The sequence below is a fragment of the Candidatus Sodalis pierantonius str. SOPE genome, from assembly GCF_000517405.1.
Lineage (GTDB): Bacteria > Pseudomonadota > Gammaproteobacteria > Enterobacterales > Enterobacteriaceae > Sodalis_C > Sodalis_C pierantonii.
Genome location: NZ_CP006568.1, coordinates 1,633,929 through 1,651,976, shown reverse-complemented (window position 1 = coordinate 1,651,976; position 18,048 = coordinate 1,633,929). Strand labels below are relative to the sequence as shown.

8 protein-coding genes and 8 pseudogenes are annotated in these 18,048 nt (G+C 56.1%); 5 read left to right on the top strand and 11 right to left on the bottom strand.

Going from position 1 to position 18,048, the window contains the following annotated elements:
- Nucleotides 1–39: 39 nt before the first annotated feature.
- Nucleotides 40–231 (top strand): annotated as a pseudogene (gene istB, locus SOPEG_RS26150) (IS21-like element ISSoEn3 family helper ATPase IstB); the annotation flags it as partial.
- Between the two features lie 347 nt (nt 232–578).
- Here the strand turns inward: istB (SOPEG_RS26150) and SOPEG_RS08400 are convergent.
- The 4 genes and pseudogenes from SOPEG_RS08400 to istA all read right to left on the bottom strand — a co-directional run bounded on the left by SOPEG_RS08400 (nt 579) and on the right by istA (nt 5,547).
- Entirely contained in the window at nt 579–1,787 is a 1,209-nt protein-coding gene (locus SOPEG_RS08400) for an IS256-like element ISSoEn2 family transposase (protein ID WP_025245002.1), read from the bottom strand.
- A gap of 74 nt (nt 1,788–1,861) precedes the next feature.
- Nucleotides 1,862–3,034 (bottom strand): annotated as a pseudogene (locus SOPEG_RS08395) (IS256-like element ISSoEn2 family transposase); the annotation flags it as partial.
- Between the two features lie 201 nt (nt 3,035–3,235).
- Nucleotides 3,236–3,985, bottom strand: coding sequence for an IS21-like element ISSoEn3 family helper ATPase IstB (gene istB, locus SOPEG_RS08390; RefSeq protein ID WP_025245000.1), 750 nt, complete (start codon nt 3,983–3,985; stop codon nt 3,236–3,238).
- Between the two features lie 11 nt (nt 3,986–3,996).
- Nucleotides 3,997–5,547 (bottom strand): annotated as a pseudogene (gene istA, locus SOPEG_RS08385) (IS21-like element ISSoEn3 family transposase).
- A 163-nt stretch (nt 5,548–5,710) separates the two neighbouring features.
- Between istA and SOPEG_RS08380 the strand changes: the two are divergent.
- Nucleotides 5,711–6,349: pseudogene (locus SOPEG_RS08380) on the top strand (transglycosylase SLT domain-containing protein).
- A gap of 56 nt (nt 6,350–6,405) precedes the next feature.
- Here SOPEG_RS08380 and SOPEG_RS08375 read toward each other — a convergent pair.
- The 4 genes and pseudogenes from SOPEG_RS08375 to SOPEG_RS08360 all read right to left on the bottom strand — a co-directional run bounded on the left by SOPEG_RS08375 (nt 6,406) and on the right by SOPEG_RS08360 (nt 10,189).
- Nucleotides 6,406–7,680, bottom strand: a pseudogene (locus tag SOPEG_RS08375) (MATE family efflux transporter).
- A 129-nt stretch (nt 7,681–7,809) separates the two neighbouring features.
- Nucleotides 7,810–8,769, bottom strand: coding sequence for a FecCD family ABC transporter permease (locus tag SOPEG_RS08370; RefSeq protein ID WP_025244999.1), 960 nt, complete (start codon nt 8,767–8,769; stop codon nt 7,810–7,812).
- A gap of 10 nt (nt 8,770–8,779) precedes the next feature.
- Nucleotides 8,780–9,475 carry a TroA family protein gene (locus tag SOPEG_RS08365; RefSeq protein ID WP_025244998.1) on the bottom strand — a complete coding sequence of 232 codons (696 nt, stop codon included), beginning with the start codon at nt 9,473–9,475 and terminating at the stop codon, nt 8,780–8,782.
- A gap of 21 nt (nt 9,476–9,496) precedes the next feature.
- Nucleotides 9,497–10,189 (bottom strand): ABC transporter ATP-binding protein, encoded by a 693-nt coding sequence (locus SOPEG_RS08360; protein ID WP_025244997.1) that lies wholly within the window; start codon nt 10,187–10,189, stop codon nt 9,497–9,499.
- 574 nt (nt 10,190–10,763) lie between these two features.
- Here SOPEG_RS08360 and SOPEG_RS08355 point away from each other — a divergent pair.
- Nucleotides 10,764–12,013, top strand: a pseudogene (locus tag SOPEG_RS08355) (MFS transporter).
- 82 nt (nt 12,014–12,095) lie between these two features.
- On the opposite strand, the gene SOPEG_RS08350 reads toward SOPEG_RS08355, so the two are convergent.
- On the bottom strand, nt 12,096–12,323 hold the full coding sequence (locus tag SOPEG_RS08350; RefSeq protein ID WP_025244996.1) for a hypothetical protein: 228 nt from the start codon (nt 12,321–12,323) through the stop codon (nt 12,096–12,098).
- A gap of 96 nt (nt 12,324–12,419) precedes the next feature.
- Nucleotides 12,420–12,767, bottom strand: coding sequence for a hypothetical protein (locus tag SOPEG_RS27275; RefSeq protein WP_148297031.1), 348 nt, complete (start codon nt 12,765–12,767; stop codon nt 12,420–12,422).
- Between the two features lie 293 nt (nt 12,768–13,060).
- Between SOPEG_RS27275 and SOPEG_RS08345 the strand changes: the two genes are divergently transcribed.
- Both SOPEG_RS08345 and SOPEG_RS08340 read left to right on the top strand, forming a co-directional pair.
- The gene (locus SOPEG_RS08345; protein ID WP_025244995.1) at nt 13,061–14,338 is read left to right on the top strand and encodes an HlyD family secretion protein; all 1,278 of its coding nucleotides are present in this window, start codon (nt 13,061–13,063) and stop codon (nt 14,336–14,338) included.
- A pseudogene (locus SOPEG_RS08340) lies at nt 14,328–16,432 on the top strand (peptidase domain-containing ABC transporter). Before SOPEG_RS08345 ends, SOPEG_RS08340 begins: the two are co-directional and overlap by 11 nt.
- 121 nt (nt 16,433–16,553) lie before the next feature.
- Here SOPEG_RS08340 and SOPEG_RS08335 read toward each other — a convergent pair.
- Nucleotides 16,554–17,952 (bottom strand): annotated as a pseudogene (locus SOPEG_RS08335) (MFS transporter).
- Nucleotides 17,953–18,048: the final 96 nt, after the last annotated feature.

Genomic DNA, 18,048 nt, shown 5'->3' with positions numbered 1-18,048 from the left:
AGGAAGTCGTCACAAATTTCGGATTTATTCAACAAAGCGGATCGCTACGACAAAAGCAGCAGAATCCTGATCAGTCAACTGCCGGTGAAAAAATGGTATGGACTGATAGAAAACCCCACGACAGCTGACGCGTTACTCGATCGGTTAGTACACCCCAGCTATAGACTGGAACTTAAAGGCGAATCACTACGCAAAGAGCAAGGAGTAGCCAGCACAGGAAAAATAGACTAAACCCGAGTCAGAAGATGAGCGAACACGTGAACGAATATCACTGGAATGGGTGATCGGAAAATATCGGAATAACTGATCGGATGTCGCCGGAACAGCTGATCGGATACGTCGGAATCTGCACCGGCCAATAACACGCCGGGAGCGTGTTTTTTATTGGTCAAAACCTAGTCACAGATCAATGGTGGCTCAGGTGGGGGAACCGACGCCGGGAGCCTGTTTAGAAATTTGTGTATTTGCCTGATTTTGATATGTTCAATCCAACATCAAAAACAGGTTAATTTATGGACGAAAAACAGTTGCAGGCTCTGGCTAAGACCCTGTACACGATTCTGTGTAAATGCCTTTTCTCAGAAGTGACCGTCCAGGCGGTCACCGAACTCGATAATAAAGCGGCTCATTGCCATGCGCCAGTCCCTCAAAGGCATTGTCCATTTCTGTGAGGCCGCCTGTATCGCCAGCCACACCACCTTTTTCACTGCGTCGTCGGTCGGGAACACCTTGCGCTTTTTGATGGCATGCCGGATCACGCTGTTTAACGACTCGATGGCGTTGGTCGTGTAGATCACCTTGCGGATGTCCGTTGGGTAGGCAAAGAACGTGGCCAGATTGGCCCAGTTTGCCTGCCAGCTTCGACTTATTTGCGGGTAGCGGATGTCCCAGGCACTGGAGAACGCTTCCAGCGCCTGCAAGCCGGCTTCTTCCGTAGGGGCCTGATAGATAGCTTTCAGGTCGCGGGTGACGGCCTTGTAGTCCTTCCAGGAGACGAACCGCAGGCTGTTGCGCACCATATGTACGATACACAGCTGGAGCCGCGCCTCCGGATACACCGCGTTAATAGCGTCAGGGAAACCTTTCAGCCCGTCTACGCAGGCGATAAGGATATCGTTCAGGCCGCGGTTTTTCAGCTCTGTCAGCACGTTCAGCCAGAACTTTGCGCCTTCATTTTCGGCCAGCCACATACCTAGCAACTCTTTCTGGCCTTCGATGTTGATGCCCAGCGCCAGGAACACAGATTTGTTGATGATGCGGCTGTCCTGCCGGACTTTTAGAACGATACAGTCAAGATAAACAATGGGATAGACTGCATCCAGAGGCCGGTTTTGCCATTCGACAACCTGCTCCATGACCGCATCGGTGACCTTTGAGACCAGCGCCGGCGAGACATCGGCGTCATACAGCTCTTTGAACGCGGCGGCGATCTCGCGGGTGGTCATCCCTTTGGCGTACAACGATAAAATCTGGTTATCCATCCCGGTAATCCGGGTCTGGTTCTTCTTCACCAGTTGCGGTTCAAAGGAACCGTCACGATCGCGCGGAGTACGCAGCGCCAGCGGGCCATCGCCAGTGGTAACGGTTTTTGTGGAATAGCCGTTGCGGGCGTTGGTCCCCGGTTTAGGCTGATTTTTATCGTAGCCGAGGTGATGGGACATTTCGGCATTGAGAGCTGCTTCGACGCTAATTTTTTTCAGCAGCCGATCGAAGTAACTGAGATCTTCAGGGGTTTTGAGATTTTTGGCCAGTTCGTTAGCCAGAGCCTGCAACTGTTTTTCGTCCATAAATTAACCTGTTTTTGATGTTGGATTGAACATATCAAAATCAGGCAAATACACAAATTTCTAAACAGGCTCCTAATAAAGCGGCTCATTGCCATGCGCCAGTCCCTCAAAGGCATTGTCCATTTCTGTGAGGCCGCCTGTATCGCCAGCCACACCACCTTTTTCACTGCGTCGTCGGTCGGGAACACCTTGCGCTTTTTGATGGCATGCCGGATCACGCTGTTTAACGACTCGATGGCGTTGGTCGTGTAGATCACCTTGCGGATGTCCGTTGGGTAGGCAAAGAATGTGGTCAGATTGGCCCAGTTTGCCTGCCAGCTTCGACTTATTTGCGGGTAGCGGATGTCCCAGGCACTGGAGAACGCTTCCAGCGCCTGCAAGCCGGCTTCTTCCGTAGGGGCCTGATAGATAGCTTTCAGGTCGCGGGTGACGGCCTTGTAGTCCTTCCAGGAGACGAACCGCAGGCTGTTGCGCACCATATGCACGATACACAGCTGGAGCCGCGCCTCCGGATACACCGCGTTAATAGCGTCAGGGAAACCTTTCAGCCCGTCTACGCAGGCGATAAGGATATCGTTCAGGCCGCGGTTTTTCAGCTCTGTCAGCACGTTCAGCCAGAACTTTGCGCCTTCATTTTCGGCCAGCCACATACCTAGCAACTCTTTCTGGCCTTCGATGTTGATGCCCAGCGCCAGGAACACAGATTTGTTGATGATGCGGCTATCCTGCCGGACTTTTAGAACGATACAGTCAAGATAAACAATGGGATAGACTGCATCCAGAGGCCGGTTTTGCCATTCGACAACCTGCTCCATGACCGCATCGGTGACCTTTGAGACCAGCGCCGGCGAGACATCGGCGTCATACAGCTCTTTGAACGCGGCGGCGATCTCGCGGGTGGTCATCCCTTTGGCGTACAACGATAAAATCTGGTTATCCATCCCGGTAATCCGGGTCTGGTTCTTCTTCACCAGTTGCGGTTCAAAGGAACCGTCACGATCGCGCGGAGTACGCAGCGCCAGCGGGCCATCGCCAGTGGTAACGGTTTTTGTGGAATAGCCGTTGCGGGCGTTGGTCCCCGGTTTAGGCTGATTTTTATCGTAGCCGAGGTGATGGGTCATTTCGGCATTGAGAGCTGCTTCGACGCTAATTTTTTTCAGCAGCTGATCGAAGTGACTGAGATCTTCAGGGGTTTTGAGATTTTTGGCCAGTTCGTTAGCCAGAGCCTGCAACTGTTTTTCGTCCATAAATTAACCTGTTTTTGATGTTGGATTGAACATATCAAAATCAGGCAAATACACAAATTTCTAAACAGGCTCTTCGGTTGACCGCCTGGACGGTCACTTCTGAGAAAAGGCATTTACACAGAATCGTGTACAGGGTCATATTTTCCGATCACCCATTCCAGTGATATTCGTTCACGTGTTCGCTCATCTTCTGACTCGGGTTTAGTCTATTTTTCCTGTGCTGGCTACTCCTTGCTCTTTGCGTAGTGATTCGCCTTTAAGTTCCAGTCTATAGCTGGGGTGTACTAACCGATCGAGTAACGCGTCAGCTGTCGTGGGGTTTTCTATCAGTCCATACCATTTTTTCACCGGCAGTTGACTGATCAGGATGCTGCTGCTTTTGTCGTAGCGATCTTCCATCACCTCCAACAGCATCGTTGCCTGCATCGGACTTATTGATTCTAGGCCCACGTCGTCCAAGATCAGTAACTCTATTTTTTCTAACTGCTTAAGCTGTTTTAGATAGGTCCCGTCTACCTGACACTGGTGAAGATGGGCCAGCAACCGACCCACTCGCCAGTAACGCACGCTATATTGCTGCCGGCATGCCTGCGCACCAAGCGCACAACTGAGCCAGGTTTTGCCCGTACCTGTTGGCCCCGTGATGAGTATGCTTTTCTGATATTTCAGATATTGTCCCCCTAGCAGATCTCGCATCTGTTCCGGTGTCACTCCTCGGCTAGGGATATAGCGGATATCTTCCGGTTTTGCCTGCAAGCGCATTTGCGATTGCCGTCGCAGACGGCATATGTAGTTGTTTTTTCTATGCAAATTTTCCGCTTCTACCATCAGCGACAACCGCTCCTCGAACCCCAGCTCCCCATAACTCCCCGGGAGTTCGCGTTGCGTCTCCAACGCCTGGACCATTGCCGACAACTTCAGCTCTCGCAGAGCCATTAACAGTGTATCCATATTTATTCTCCTTAGTGATAACTGTCCGGACCTCGGAGGTTTTCGTGAACCAGCATTGATACGCCGGCTCCGTCCTGGGTGACCTCACTTTCACGACCGTGTTTCAATACGTTGGCTATGAAAGAGCGGTTAATGCACCCTTTCTCCAACGCCAGCGCGCAGGCCTTCTCCAGTCGCGTCGTCTCATAGCGCCGTTGCAGATTGAGTAGCCCCAGCACGGAGCGGTAAGCCTGCTCCGGATGGGCTTTGCTCTTTTGGATGGACTCGACCACTTTCAGTGTGCACACACCCACCGACAGCGCCCAACTGCACAGCCTTTCCGGCGTCCACTGACTCTGCCCCTTATGGTTAGCCGGCATGTGCGCCGCCTGAGTCGTGTGCCTATAGGCGTTATCGCTGCGAGGGTGCGTAGCCACGCAGACGCCCTTATGGTGGATTTGCACCAGCCGTTGGGTGGCGATGACGTCAACGCGCTCGCCAACCAGCGGATGCGGCACCGAGTACCAGTTTTTGCCGTAGTCTATGTGGTAATCAGGTCCCACTCGGGCAACGAGATACTCACTGTATTCTCATTGTGTGGGCGGTAGAGGCCCAAGAGCCGGTTTGTCCAGCTGCTCGAAGCGTTCAAGGCGACTTTGTCCGCCGTAATGACGCATCGGGCGCAAATTCAACTCATGATTGAGTTCTCGTATCACCTGGTTGAGTTCGGCCAGCGAGTAGAACCTACGTTTACGCAACCGGGCCAAAACCCAGCGTTCTACCAGCTGCACAGTTGATTCTGCCTTCGCCTTGTCTTTCGGTTTTCTCGGGCGCGCCGGTAGCACCACTGTCTCATAGTGATTTGCCAGCGCCTGGTAGCTCTGGTTTATGACCGGCTCATAGCGGTCAGGGGTGCTGACAGCGCTGCGCAGATTATCAGGTATCATCAGCTCCGGAACCCCACCCATGAAGTGCAGACAGCGGCTATTGGCGTTGAGCCACGATGCCATGTCCTGGCCTTCGCAGGCTTCGATATACGCATAGCCTGACACGCCCATGGCAGCGACGAAGATAGCGACCTGGCGTACGCTACCGGTCGCAGGGTTGACGATAGGTACGGTGGGGCCACAGAAGTCGATGAAAAGCTTTTCGCCAGCCTTGTGCTCCATGCGCATAGAACGCCGCTGCTTCTTTTTCCAGTCACGGAACAGTGCACAAAACTGTGAGTAACCGAGGGCATCACCGCCCACGGCGGACTGATATTCCATCCAGAGCAGCTGCTTGGTCATGCCCTTGCGGCTTAACTCGGTATCGATATCAAGCCAGCTGGGTAAGGTATTGATAACTTTTCCGGATTTGCCGGGATAGAGCAGGCGGTCGAGGTCGACGGGGGACAGTTCCGCCGGCAATGGCCAGACCAGGTTAGCTACCGTGAATCGGCCGAGGATATCGTGCACGGTAGTACAGCCTATGCCGAGCGCTGCTGCGATAGTGCGATTCGAGCGACGCTGCTCGAATTTCATACGTAATACATTAATATAGATGCACATTTCCGTTCTCGCTTTCTTCTTTTTACGTGCCATGCCATGCCCCCGGAAGCTAAAAGTCTCCAGAGTATGGCGGAATAGAAGATGAGCGATCGGACAGAATCGGAATCGCTGATCGGGCGACCGGAATCAGTGATCGGATGTGACCGGAACCAGCACCCGTCAGGCCAGCAGGTGCAATCCTACCAAGAGAGGAACGGTGAAACGATATTCTATTGGTCTCATTGTCGCTCTGCTGCTGACCGGCTGCGCTCGGCAAAGTCCAGAGCCACCCAGGCAGGCGTTGACCACCCATCCTGGCTCAAAACTGCTGATGCCGGTAACGTAGCCCGCGGGGTTATACAGCGATTACATTCACGATTCCGCCAGCATTTATGGTGTCGATGAAACGCTGGTGAAAGCCATTATTCAGGTGGAGTCCGGTTACAATCCGTCGGTAGTCAGTAAATCCAACGCCATCGGGCTCATGCAGCTCAAGGCGTCCACCGCGGGACGCGATGCCTATCGGCTGAAAGGGCGCCACGGTCAGCCCAGTACCCATGAACTTAAGGACGCCGCCACCAATATTGACCTCGGTACCGCCTATTTATCCTTGTTGCAGAAACAGCTGGCGGGCATTAGCAACCCGGAAACCCGGCGCTATGCGCTGACGGTGGCGTATGTCAATGGCGCCGGCGCCCTGCTGCGCACCTTTTCCGCCAACCGCGACGCTGCCGTTGCGCAGATTAATGCCATGACGCCGCAGCAATTCTACCAGCATGTGCAGCGCAAGCACCCCGCGCCGCAGGCGCCGCGCTATCTATGGAAAGTGAATACCGCCTACCTGGCGATGCGCTGACGTGGGGCGCTATACGTAACGACCCCCGCACGGCGGCCAGATAGCGCTTAGCGGCGCTATGCCCGCCGTGCGGGCGGTACCGCGGCGCTCTCGTCGGGCGTCGGCCGGATCCGGGGGTGCTTTTTCAGCCAGCGGCCGCTGGTGAGCCGCCAATAGAACAGCAGGCCGCGAACCAGCCAATCAAGGAACATGCCGAGCCAGATACCGGCCACGCCCATGCCCAACATGATGCCCAGCGCGTAGCCGGGGACAATACGGCAGCCCCACATTCCCAGCAGCGAGACCCACATAGTGAAACGCGCATCGCGCGCGCCCTTCAACCCGGCGGGCAAGACCCATGAAGCCGCCCAAAGCGGCATGAACGCCGCATTGAGCCACACCAGCATTTTCACCACCGAAATAACGTCCGCCTCGTTGGTGTAGAACGCGGCGAGCAGGCCGGCGAACGGCGCCGACAGCAGCGCCAACGCGCACAATCCCAGCGTGGAGAGCCAGAAAATATGTTTCAACTGGCGCTCCGCCTGGCTGATTTGGCGTTTACCGAGCCGGGTGCCGACAATAATGGTCGATGCCGAACCGAGCGCGTTACCGGGCAGATTAATCAGCGAGACGATGGAAAAGGCAATAAAGTTGCCGGCAATCACATTGGTTCCCATCCCCGCCACAAATACCTGGGTCAGCAGCTTGCCGCCGTTGAACAAGACCGACTCGATACTGGCGGGGATGCCAATGCCCAGCACTTCCATCAGGATGTTAGTGTTCAGACGGCTGAAGTAACTCTTTAAAGAAATTTTGAGCGCCGGATTAAAGCCCGTCATGAGCACGTAGATAACCGCTGCCGATAAGCGCAATCGCGGCGGCGGGGTAGCTCCAGACGCTAATGTGCAGATAGCTCAGGGCCAGCGCCTTGACTTCCGGTGTGGCGTTTCCGGCGATGACATTGATAATGTGGTGGCCGTAGAACTGAATGACTATCGCCATCAGCACCGACAGCACGGTCATGAGCGCGAGCGACTGGCGCGCTCTGGATTGCGCTTGCCCAGACTAAAGGCCACCACCACCGTGGTCCCCAGATCCACCGCGGCGAAAAAGACGATGATCACCATGTTGAAACTGTCCGCCAGCCCGACGCCGGCCATCGCCTCTTTGCCTAGCCAACTGACCAGAAAGGTACTCAATACCCCCATTAGCAGCACGCACAGGTTCTCGAAAAAAATCGGTACCGCCAGCGGGATGATTTCACGCCAGAACAGCACCCGATAGGAACGCCGTTTGGCATACCAGGGCGTACGCTGGATGGCGTGCAGCACAGAGTCTTTGATGTTTTGCAAGATAGTCCCAGCGTTGTGAGAAGTGGCCGAATACTTAAATAATGATGATTGTCTTTATGTTAATATGCAAAACCTTTTTAGACCAAACGGCACGGGGTTTCAGTTGGGCGCAGCGGTTGTGCGTCCGCGCTAGCCGGGTCGATGCCCGCGCAATAACAGGCTCAGCACGAAAAAGCCGCCCAGGCCGGCGGTGATAATGCCGATGGGCAGCTCCTGGGGCGCTATCAGCAGCCGGCTGAGCAGATCGCCGCCGCACAGCAAGGCGGCCCCCAGCAGCGCGCACAGGGGCAGCACGCGCCGGTGGCGAATCCCGCATAATGGCCTGGCCAGGTGGGGGATCATCAGCCCCACAAAACCGATTACGCCGGTGAGCGCCACCAGTAGGGACGTGGCCAGCGCGCAAACCAAGAAGATTTCCATCCGTAGCCGTATGACCGCTACGCCCAGCGACAGCGCCATGGTTTCGCCGGCCAGTAAGGCGTCCAGCGAACGCCAGCGCAGATTAAGCAGACCAAATAGCATGACCAACGGCAGCAGGGTGAACGGCAGATTATCCCATCGGGCCAGCCCCAGCCCTCCCAGCGTCCAGAACAGCAACGCGCCGGCGGCACGCTGATCGCCGGAAAACACCAAATAATGGGTGAATGAGCCGAACAAAAACGAGATAGCTAGGCCGCAGATGACCGCCAAGGCCGACGTAATCCCGCCGGCGAACACCGCGAGGGGCAGCGACCACTGACCCAGGCTGTCGCCTAAACGGGTGATGATGAGCACCGCGCCCGCCGAGGCGCCGGAAGAGAGACCGAATAAAAAAGGGTCCGCCAGCGCGTTGCGGGTTGCGGTCTGCAAATAGGCACCCACCATCGCCAACCCGGCGCCGGCGGCCAGTACGCTACGCGGCAGACGCAGATCGATGACGATACGCGCGACCATTTCCGGCACCCAGGCTTCCCGCCCGGTGAGGGCGGCCATCACCTGCTGTACCGGAAGCGTTACCGTGCCGGCGATGATGCCCGCTATCATCAGCCCGGCCACCAGCAACGCCATCAGGCAGAGCAGCACGGCATAGCCCAGGCGGGAGGTGATCATTGAGAGGTGATCATTGAAATGCGTCCGGATACAGCGCACGCGCCAGCGCGCGCACCGCGTCGATATTGGCCGGTCCCGGCGTTAACGCCTGGTACGGCAGCGCCAGATAACGGTGCTGCCGTACCGCGGGGGTAAGACGCATAAGGGGATGGGATTCAAGAAAGCGGCGTAGCGTGGCCGCGCTGACCTTCTGCTGCGCCAGTTCCCGTTTACCGAAAATGCTGCCGAGCGTCAGGATATCGCGATAAAGCAACGCCATGCTGGCGTGCGGCTGTTGGCCGTCGACGTGTATGCAGCTTTCACTCAGCACCAGCGTCTTGATACCGTAGCGGGCCAGCGTCGCCGGGGTCACATCACCGCCCACTTTCATGCCGTAATTCCAGCCGGCGAAGAAGAAGTCGGGATGCACCGCCAGCAGGTTTTCCAGCGCGGGATATTTAGGTGCCAACTCGGGGATCGCCCCGCGCAGCGCCTGAAAAGCCGGCGTGGTTTTATACCAACCGGTGAGACCGACAATGGCCGGCTGCAGCCGCAGCACGAACGCCATTTCAGCCATGTTCACATCGTTAATGACCGCCCGTTTGGGGGCGTGGTCAAAAGTGAGAGGATGGCCGCAGCTGGTCACGGTGACCGGAAAGCCGGAGGCCAGCGCGGCGGCGGGCAGCAGAGCAACGAGAACAGTAGCGATGCTCAATACGGTATTCATACAGGTTTCCTGTTAGCGGAATCAGGCGCCGGACGGCGCGGCAAAAAAGCGGACCGGTAGCCCGGTCTGGGGATGGGGAAGGGTGTAGCTTTCCAATCCAAAGGTCGCCATCATGATAGGCGGCGCGCAAATGACCGTTTGGCCTTCCCGCAGCACCAGCACCCGATCGGCAAAGGGATCCACCAGCGGCAAATCATGCAACACGGCGATGGTGGCGATGCCTTTTTGCCGCACCAGCATCAATAAGCGCGCTCGGGCGAGCGGATCCAGATGATTCGTCGGTTCATCCAGCAACAACAGCTGCGGCGTTTGCGCCAGCGCGCGGGCCAGCGCGGCTCTCTGACGTTCGCCGCCGGAAAGCGTCCCGATGCGCGCGTGGTGCGGCAGGCGACCGAGGGCGACGTAGTCCTCAAGGCGTAACCCCGGATCCGCCTCATCGTGCTGGGCAAGATACGCAATGCGCTGCGCCCGCTGGTGGCGGCTGATTGCCGATAGGAGCTGGCCCGCCAACCGAATTTCGCCGCCGGCGCTCCGCCGCTCCCCGACCAGGGTTTTGAGTAAGGTCGATTTACCGCAGCCATTAGGACCGATCACCGCCAGCCGTTCCCCGGCGGCGAGGGTAAAGGAGATATCGCTTAAAAGCGGCCGGCGTGCGCTGCCGTCAACCTTGAGCGAGTGCAGCTCTAGCAGAAAGGGGGGAAATAAGAGCGTCATAATAAGAAACGAAAAATCGTGAATGTTATGTTATAACATATTATTATGTATGCATTGTGGCCAGCAATTTTTGCCGCCCTCCTGGTGTTGGCCTGCGCGTCATATCCTAAACGCCGTAGCGGGCTGGCTATTATGGCGCCCCATAGGGCTGAGCCGGGCGCCGCCGCGCAGGGCTGAATTTGACGGCGTACCTCAGGTAGAGCCAGACGCTGTCGCGCCTGCCATGTCAAGCCCGATGCTGGGCGCCGCGTTGCTTGACGACAGGTCGTTACGCTGCTTATTGATCCGTTTTTTGTGCCGAATGGCGAGTGATCATCAGGCACTATGTTTTGTCTCGGCGTCTTGTCTCGCGTTTTGTCCTGGCGCGGATCGCGAGCCAGCAAAGTTTGAGATAGCCGCGAGCGGCGGCCGATGGCTGAAACGTTTTGTAAGCAATAGGCAATGGATGAAGATAATTAAAGGTTAACATGTTGGTAACATTCGCCGGCGAATTACGTTAAGATTTAGCTAAAATTGCGGCAGGGGGCGGGGCGATCCGCGGGCCGCATGATGGCTTTATTCATCGGGATGTGTCATGTCTTCCACCGCTTCCGGCAATTCGGATTCGTTATTCCGTCACAGTTCTTTTGTCGCCTTCTGGCTGGCGCGCACCTGTTCCAGCTTCGGTTTCCAGATGCTTTCCATCGTGGTGAGCTGGCAGATATATTCTTTGACCGGCCGCGCGCTAGACCTCGGCCTTATCGGCCTGGCGCAGTTTCTGCCCTCGGTGGCGGTGGCGCTGTACGCCGGGCATGTCGCCGACCAATACGATCGCCGGCGTATTGTGCTGTTCGGCCAGCTGGTCGAGTGGGTTGCCATCCTTCTGCTGGCGGTGCTCACCTTTCTCCATCGCGCCGATGAGTGGGTTATTCTGGGACTGGTGTTTATCATCTCCACCGTGCGTGCCATGGAAACGCCGGCGCTGCAATCCATGCTGCCGGCGCCGATCCTCACCCGCGCCATGGCGGCCAACGCTGCCGCCGGCGAAGCCGCCATGATGGTGGGGCCGGCTTTGGGCGGGTTCTTGTATGTGGCGGGCCAGGCGACGGTCTATGCCGCGGCCGGGTTGCTGTATCTGCTGGCGGTGATGATGGTGGCGCAATTACGCTACGAGCAGGCGCCGCCGCGCCGGGTACCGGCCAGCTTTGCTACGCTGTTTGCAGGAATTAAATTCATCCGCGCGCGGCCCGATGTGCTGGGGGTTATCTCGCTGGATTTGTTTGCCGTACTGCTGGGCGCGCGACCGCGCTGCTGCCGATTTTCGTCAAGGATATTTTGCATACCGGCCCTTGGGGACTCGGCTTGTTACGCGCCACGCCGGCGGTGGGCGCGCTGTTGGTCGGCCTGTGGCTCAGCCGCCGCTCGCTGGAACGCCATGTCGGCATGATCATGTTCGCCGCGGTGGCCGGTTTTGGGCTCGCGACGCTGGTCTTCGCGCTGTCGACCGTACTTTGGCTATCGCTGCTGGCGCTGTTTGCTCTGGGCGCTTTTGATATGGTCAGTATGGTGATCCGCGCTGCGCTGGTACAACTGGATACCCCGGACGATATGTGTGGCCGGGTGAACACGGTCAACTCGATTTTCATCAATACTTCCAATCAGTTGGGCGAGTTTGAATCCGGCATGCTGGCCGCCTGGCTGGGCGCGGTGCCGGCCGCCGCGCTGGGGGGCATCGGTACTCTGCTGGTGGTGGGATTATGGATGGCGTGGTTCCCCGGTTTACGGCGGCGCCAGCGGTTGGATAAAGAGGCGACGTTCAACGAAGGGGCCACGGACACGCTCTAGCCCGTTTTTCGGCAAAACGGCGCCCGTGTGATGGTAGTACGGACGCCGGAGGAAGGAAGCCGCCCGAGGGCGGCTTCGGCTTTTAGGCGTGTTGCGGATTGCCTGAGTGGTGTTGATATAAATCGATGCCTTTTTCGATCATGAGGCCGATGTCTTGGCCCAGGGTCTGAACGGTACCCGATGCGGCGCTCGCCTGCGGATAGACGCAGCCCACCAGAGTGCCAATGAGACTACCCAACACGGCGCCCGCGTCGCCGTACATGCCCGCACCCGAGACGGCCTGCATTTCCATCGCATTAAGTTCTTTCATAGTTAAGTCCTTATCGTAACCAAGGTAGTTCTGAGATGCCCGGCGCCATTACGCCTCAATAAGCCGCACGCTACCGTTTCGCGCTCGTCGCTGTTATTACGCAGCTTCTGCATTTACCCGCGTTAAAATGGCGTGGCCCTTTGCGCAAGTAAATCGCTTCTGCAATAAACGGTAAGGCTTTTCGTCAACGCAGCCTATTTCATTATTACGACAGAGATGGCCGGGCGGATAATAAATCGGGAAAGCAATGGTGGTATTCTCTATCCCATTAACCTTGCTAACCAGAAATGGAATTTCCCACGGCCGGCGACATTTGTCTAGGTGTTTTCTACCTTGTTGGCGATGTTGAAAATAAAGCGTGCGGGCAGGATGATTGTTGGGAAAAATAATTGTTTTGTTCGTTGCAATAAACAAAATACAATAAGTAAAAAACCTGATTGCCATGATAAGTCAATTTCAGTATCGACCGCCGATGGGCAGCGTAAAAGAGTTTTACTTCCCCCCTAATAAAGGCTAAATTTATTTTCCAGCAGGCCGATAAAGCGCTCGAGCCTCGCTAGCCGGATAAAGCCTAATTTATCAATTACGATTTGAATGATTTTATGAAAATACCGGCAAGCGGAGTGACTTCCCATGATACGCAGGAAAATGATTGCTGCCAGGGGAAAAGCGTGGGGAATGATGTGATGTGTGGTGATTCGCTGTAGACCTAACCAGAAGCGCTAAGGAGGTGGTGTGTGTTTCGCCAGGAAGCGATAGAAAATCGAAAAAGGCAGTGGCAAGGACGAGCGCTGCTGTTGCCCGGTATTCCAGCTTGGCTTATCGCCGGCGCGTGCCTTAGCGTTTTCGCCGCGCTTATCGCGCTGATTATGATGGGGACCTATGCGCGCCGCATCCAGGTGCTGGGCGAGGTCACCACATCGCCGCGCGCTATAAACGTCTATTCTTCCGTACAGGGTTATGTCGTTAAGCGCTATGTCTCGCAGGGGCAGGCCGTGACCAAAGGCTCTCCTCTCTATCTGCTTGATGTCAGTAAACGCACCCCGGCCGGCATTGTTAGCGAAAATCAGCGGCGGGAAATCGATAAGCAACTTGCCACATTGAATACCATGATGGGTCGACTCGAAGAGAATAAAAGGATTGCGCTTGCTTCGCTGGCGCAACAGAAAACGCAATATACGGCCGCCTACCGGCGTTCCGCTGAGATTATGCGGCAGGCGGAGCAAGGCGTGACCCTCATGAAGGAGAATATGGAAAATTACCGCCGCTATCAGCAACGGGGGTTAATCACCAAAGATCAATTGACGCACCAGACGTCATTATATTATCAGCAGCAAAACAATTTATTGAATCTCAGCGGCCTGAATGAGCAAAACTCACTGCAAATTCTGCTGTTGGAAAGCCGTATACAAACGCAGTCGGCGGAGTTTGCCAATCAGATTGAGCAGCTGGAAATGCAGCACCACGAGCTTAAAAAAGAGCTGGCGCGAAACGAGGCGGGGGAGGCTATTATTATCCGCGCCCACGGTGATGGAACCATTGACTCCCTCAGCGTCACGGTCGGCCAGATGATCAACGCCGGCGATAGCTTAGTACAAATTCTTCCGCGTTCGATAGACGATTACTTTTTGGTCCTCTGGGTGCCGAACGAGGCCGTTCCTTTTATTTCAGTAGGGGATCGCGTTAACGTGAATTATGAATCTTTTCCGGCGGAGAAGTTCGGTTATTTTTCCGGGATCATCGACGTGGTGACCAAAACCCCCGCAACGGCGCAGGAAATGCTCACCTACCCAGGCTCACCCCGAAATACGCAGTCAACGGCGATTCCCTATTACAAGGTGGTGGTTAAACCGGATAAACGGAGTGTTTTTTACGACGGCGAGAATAGGTCTCTGAAAGCCGGCATGAAAGCGCAGGTCACCTTATTTCTTGAAAAGAGGAGGATTTATCAATGGATGTTATCACCGGTTTTCACCATGCAGCGCAGTGTCATGGGGCCCGTGAATGAACCCTAAAAAATGGGACCGTTTAAGAGAAAATCTGGATATCGGCTTTTTTAAGCGCGTACCTTTGGTCCATCAAACCGAAACCGCGGAGTGCGGCCTCGCCTGTCTGTCCATGATTTGCGGCTATTACGGCAATCCGGTCGACCTTATTTCCTTGCGTCACCGCTGTTCGCTGTCGTCGCGCGGCGCCACCCTGGCGGGGATTGAGCGTATCGCCGGTCAGCTGGAGATGGTCACCCGCGCGCTCTTCCTTGAGTTTGAGGACCTGCCGCGCCTGAAATTACCCTGTATCCTGCACTGGGACTTCAGCCATTTTGTCGTGCTGGTAAAAGCGCGCCGTCAGCGGCTGATTATTCATGACCCGGCACGGGGACGGCGCAGCATTCCCCTTAACGTGCTGGCGAAACATTTCACCGGGGTGGCGCTGGAAGTCTGGCCCGGTAGTCATTTTACCGCCAAAACACCGTCGCCCGGACTGCGCCTGCGGGCGTTAATTCGGGGGGTGAAAGGCCTGGTCCCCGCGCTCATAAAGATAGGTTGTCTGTCGCTGGTGATTGAGACGATTAATCTATTGATGCCGGTAGGCACGCAACTGGTGATGGATCAGGTAGTACCGGCCGGCGATGGCGGTCTGCTGATGCTTATCTGCACCGGCTTGCTGGTTTTCATTTTGATGCGTACGGTAATCGGCCTGATCCGCGCCTGGTCGTCTTTGGTCATGGGGACGCTTATCGATGTGCAATGGAAGGCGGGACTATTTTCGCATTTGTTAACGTTACCGATAACCTATTTTGAACGGCGAAAGCTTGGAGACATACATGCCCGTTTTGCCTCGCTGGATGTGTTGCGCGTCACTTTCACCAAAAGCGTGGTCGGCGCCGTCATGGATGGGATGATGGTCGCCGGGGCGGCCGCGATGATGGTCTTTTACGGCGGGCATCTTGTTTGGGTGGTGTGCGGTTTCTCCCTGCTCTACGTCGGTATCCGGTTTGCCACCTATGATAGCTATCGCCAGCTCAGCCAGGATGAACTGGTGCGCGATGCGCGGGCGAATTCCTATTTTATGGAAACCCTGTACGGGATTCAGACGATCAAAATGCAGGGCATGGCGGAACGACGCCGCACCTGCTGGCTGAATTTGATGATTGATAAAATTAATACCCAGATCAAGGTCAGCAAAATGACGTTGTTTTTTGACGGCGTGAACGGCTTCATTAATGCCTGTGAACAGGTGATCATTTTATGGCTGGGTACCCGGCTGGTTATCGATAATCGAATGACGCTCGGGATGATGGTGGCGTTCGGCGCGTTTCGGGCGCAATTTTCCGATCGCATGGCATCGCTGATAAGTTTCGTGCTGCAATTAAGGATGATGGGCTTGCACAACGAGCGAATCGCCGATATTGCCCTGCACGCACCGGCGCCTACCGGGGCGTTGCTCTCGGCACACGCTTTTAGCGGGCCGGTTTCCCTGACGGCGGACAATATCGGTTACCGTTACGACAGCCAATCGCCGCCGGTATTCAGCCAGGTCGACTTTCGCATCGCGCCGGGAGAAAGCGTGGCGATAGCCGGGCCGTCGGGCGCCGGGAAAACCACATTGGTAAAAGTGCTGTGCGGGTTGTTCCCCCCCCCCCCCCCGACACCGGTACTATTAAAGTCAACGATATTGATATTTATCGGTTGGGATTGAACCATTATCACCAGATGATCGCCTGCGTTATGCAGGACGACAAACTGTTTTCAGGATCGCTGCGGGAGAACATTTGCGGTTTCGGCCCCTGTGAGGACGAAGCCTGGATGATAGCCTGCGCGCGCGCTGGCCATATACACGAGACCATTATGGCGATGCCGATGGGCTACGACACGACGATCGGCGAATTGGGCGAGGGACTTTCCGGCGGTCAAAAGCAGCGGGTGTTCATCGCCCGCGCGCTGTATCGCAAACGCGCGATCCTGTTTATGGATGAAGCCACGAGCCATCTGGACAAGTTGAGTGAAGAGGCGGTAAATCAAGCGATAAAAACGATGCGTATCACGCGGGTGATTATCGCGCACCGGGAGTCAACGTTACGCTCAGCCGATAGGATCCTGACGCTCTGAGCGGCGCGGCGCGCTAACGATGCTCGACGGCCGTGAGCAGGGTGCTCTCGCCCGCCGGCGGGAAAGGGGCCGGCGACCTCGTTAGCCGCGAACGGCCAAGGCCCGGTCTCGCCGGTCGGCGTTAGATGTTCTCCAGATCAATGCCGCGGGTGCGCGGACCGTAAATTCCCACCGACAGTATGACCATCACCATACTCAAGACGATAAAGGTGATGACGCCGCCGGCGTATTGCAAAATAAGACCGATAAGAATACTGCTGAAGACCGTGGATAATCGGCTAAAGGAATAGCAAAAGCCGACGGCTCGGGCGCGAATATGGGTGGGGAAAATCTCGGTTTGATACGCATGATAGCTAAAGGTCAGCCACGCATTGGAATAGGTAATCAGAAAACCGCAGACGATCAGCATCACCGGGTGGGTCAGCAGCGCAAACAGCGTGCCGAACACCATCGTCATGAGCGATGACAGGACGATTTGCCACTTGTTCTCGATCTTATCGGCGTAGCGGCTGCAAATTAACGACCCTAAAGGATAGGCGAGGGTGATAAAAAAGGCATACAGCAGGGGTTGTGGGTAATGGTCGAGCCCTTGCCCGACAGCAGCCAGTTGCCAAAGCCAAAGAAGCCGATCGCCTGAAAAAAATTCATCACCACCAACATCAGGGTGCGTTGACGGTAGGCGGGCGACCAAATTTCGCGAAAGCGGCCCGCTTGGGTAACTGCGCCGTGACATCGTCGGCGGGAAAATCGGCGCCAGGCTCGCGCCCGCAGCGCTTTTCCATGGTGCACATGACCTGGTGCGCCTCGCGATGGCGTCCCTGCTGAGCCAGCCAGCGCGCGGATTCCGGCAAATTTTTACGAATAAACCAAATAACCAGCGAACACAGGGCGCCGGCAATCACCACCCAGCGCCAGCCCTCAAGGTGCAGAAAGGTTTTCGGGATCAACCGCCACGACATGATGGCCACGGTAGGCACCGACAGAAACTGCACGAAAAATGAGAACGCGAACGCCCGGCTGCGCAGGTGGGCTGGCACTCACTCCGTCAGGTAGGTATCGATAGTCACCAGCTCGATGCCCAGCCCGATACCCATCAGGAAACGGCACAGAATAATGCCTTCCGCACTGTTTTGTAACGCCATGACCAGGGAAAAACAGCCGTACCAGGCCAGCGTGCACATAAAGGTCAGGCGGCGGCCGAAACGGTCCGCATAGGGGGCAAGCAGGCTGCTGCCCATAAACAGACCCAAGAAGGTGGCGGAAGCAAACGCCGCCTGATCGGAAAAGCCCAATACGCCATTGCTGCCGGTATGGAAGATATTGGCGGCGATTAATCCCGCGCTGATATAACCGGTTTCAAAGAGGTCATACAACTCAAAAAAACCGCCAAGCGCAAGTAAAGAGATAAAGAGCCACAGCCCCCGTGAGGCGGGTAAGACGTCGATGCGGCTGGCCAAGCTGTAATTGGTCGGTGAGGGCGTCGGCGCGGGCCCCACGCCGGTAGCGTAAGCGGATGACATAATAGTCTTGACCTCGATGATGGGCGCAGGTGTTGACGGTGACGCCAGGGTGATTAGGGTTGCCCGCCTGCGCCCGTCGATGGAAAGACCGCAGAA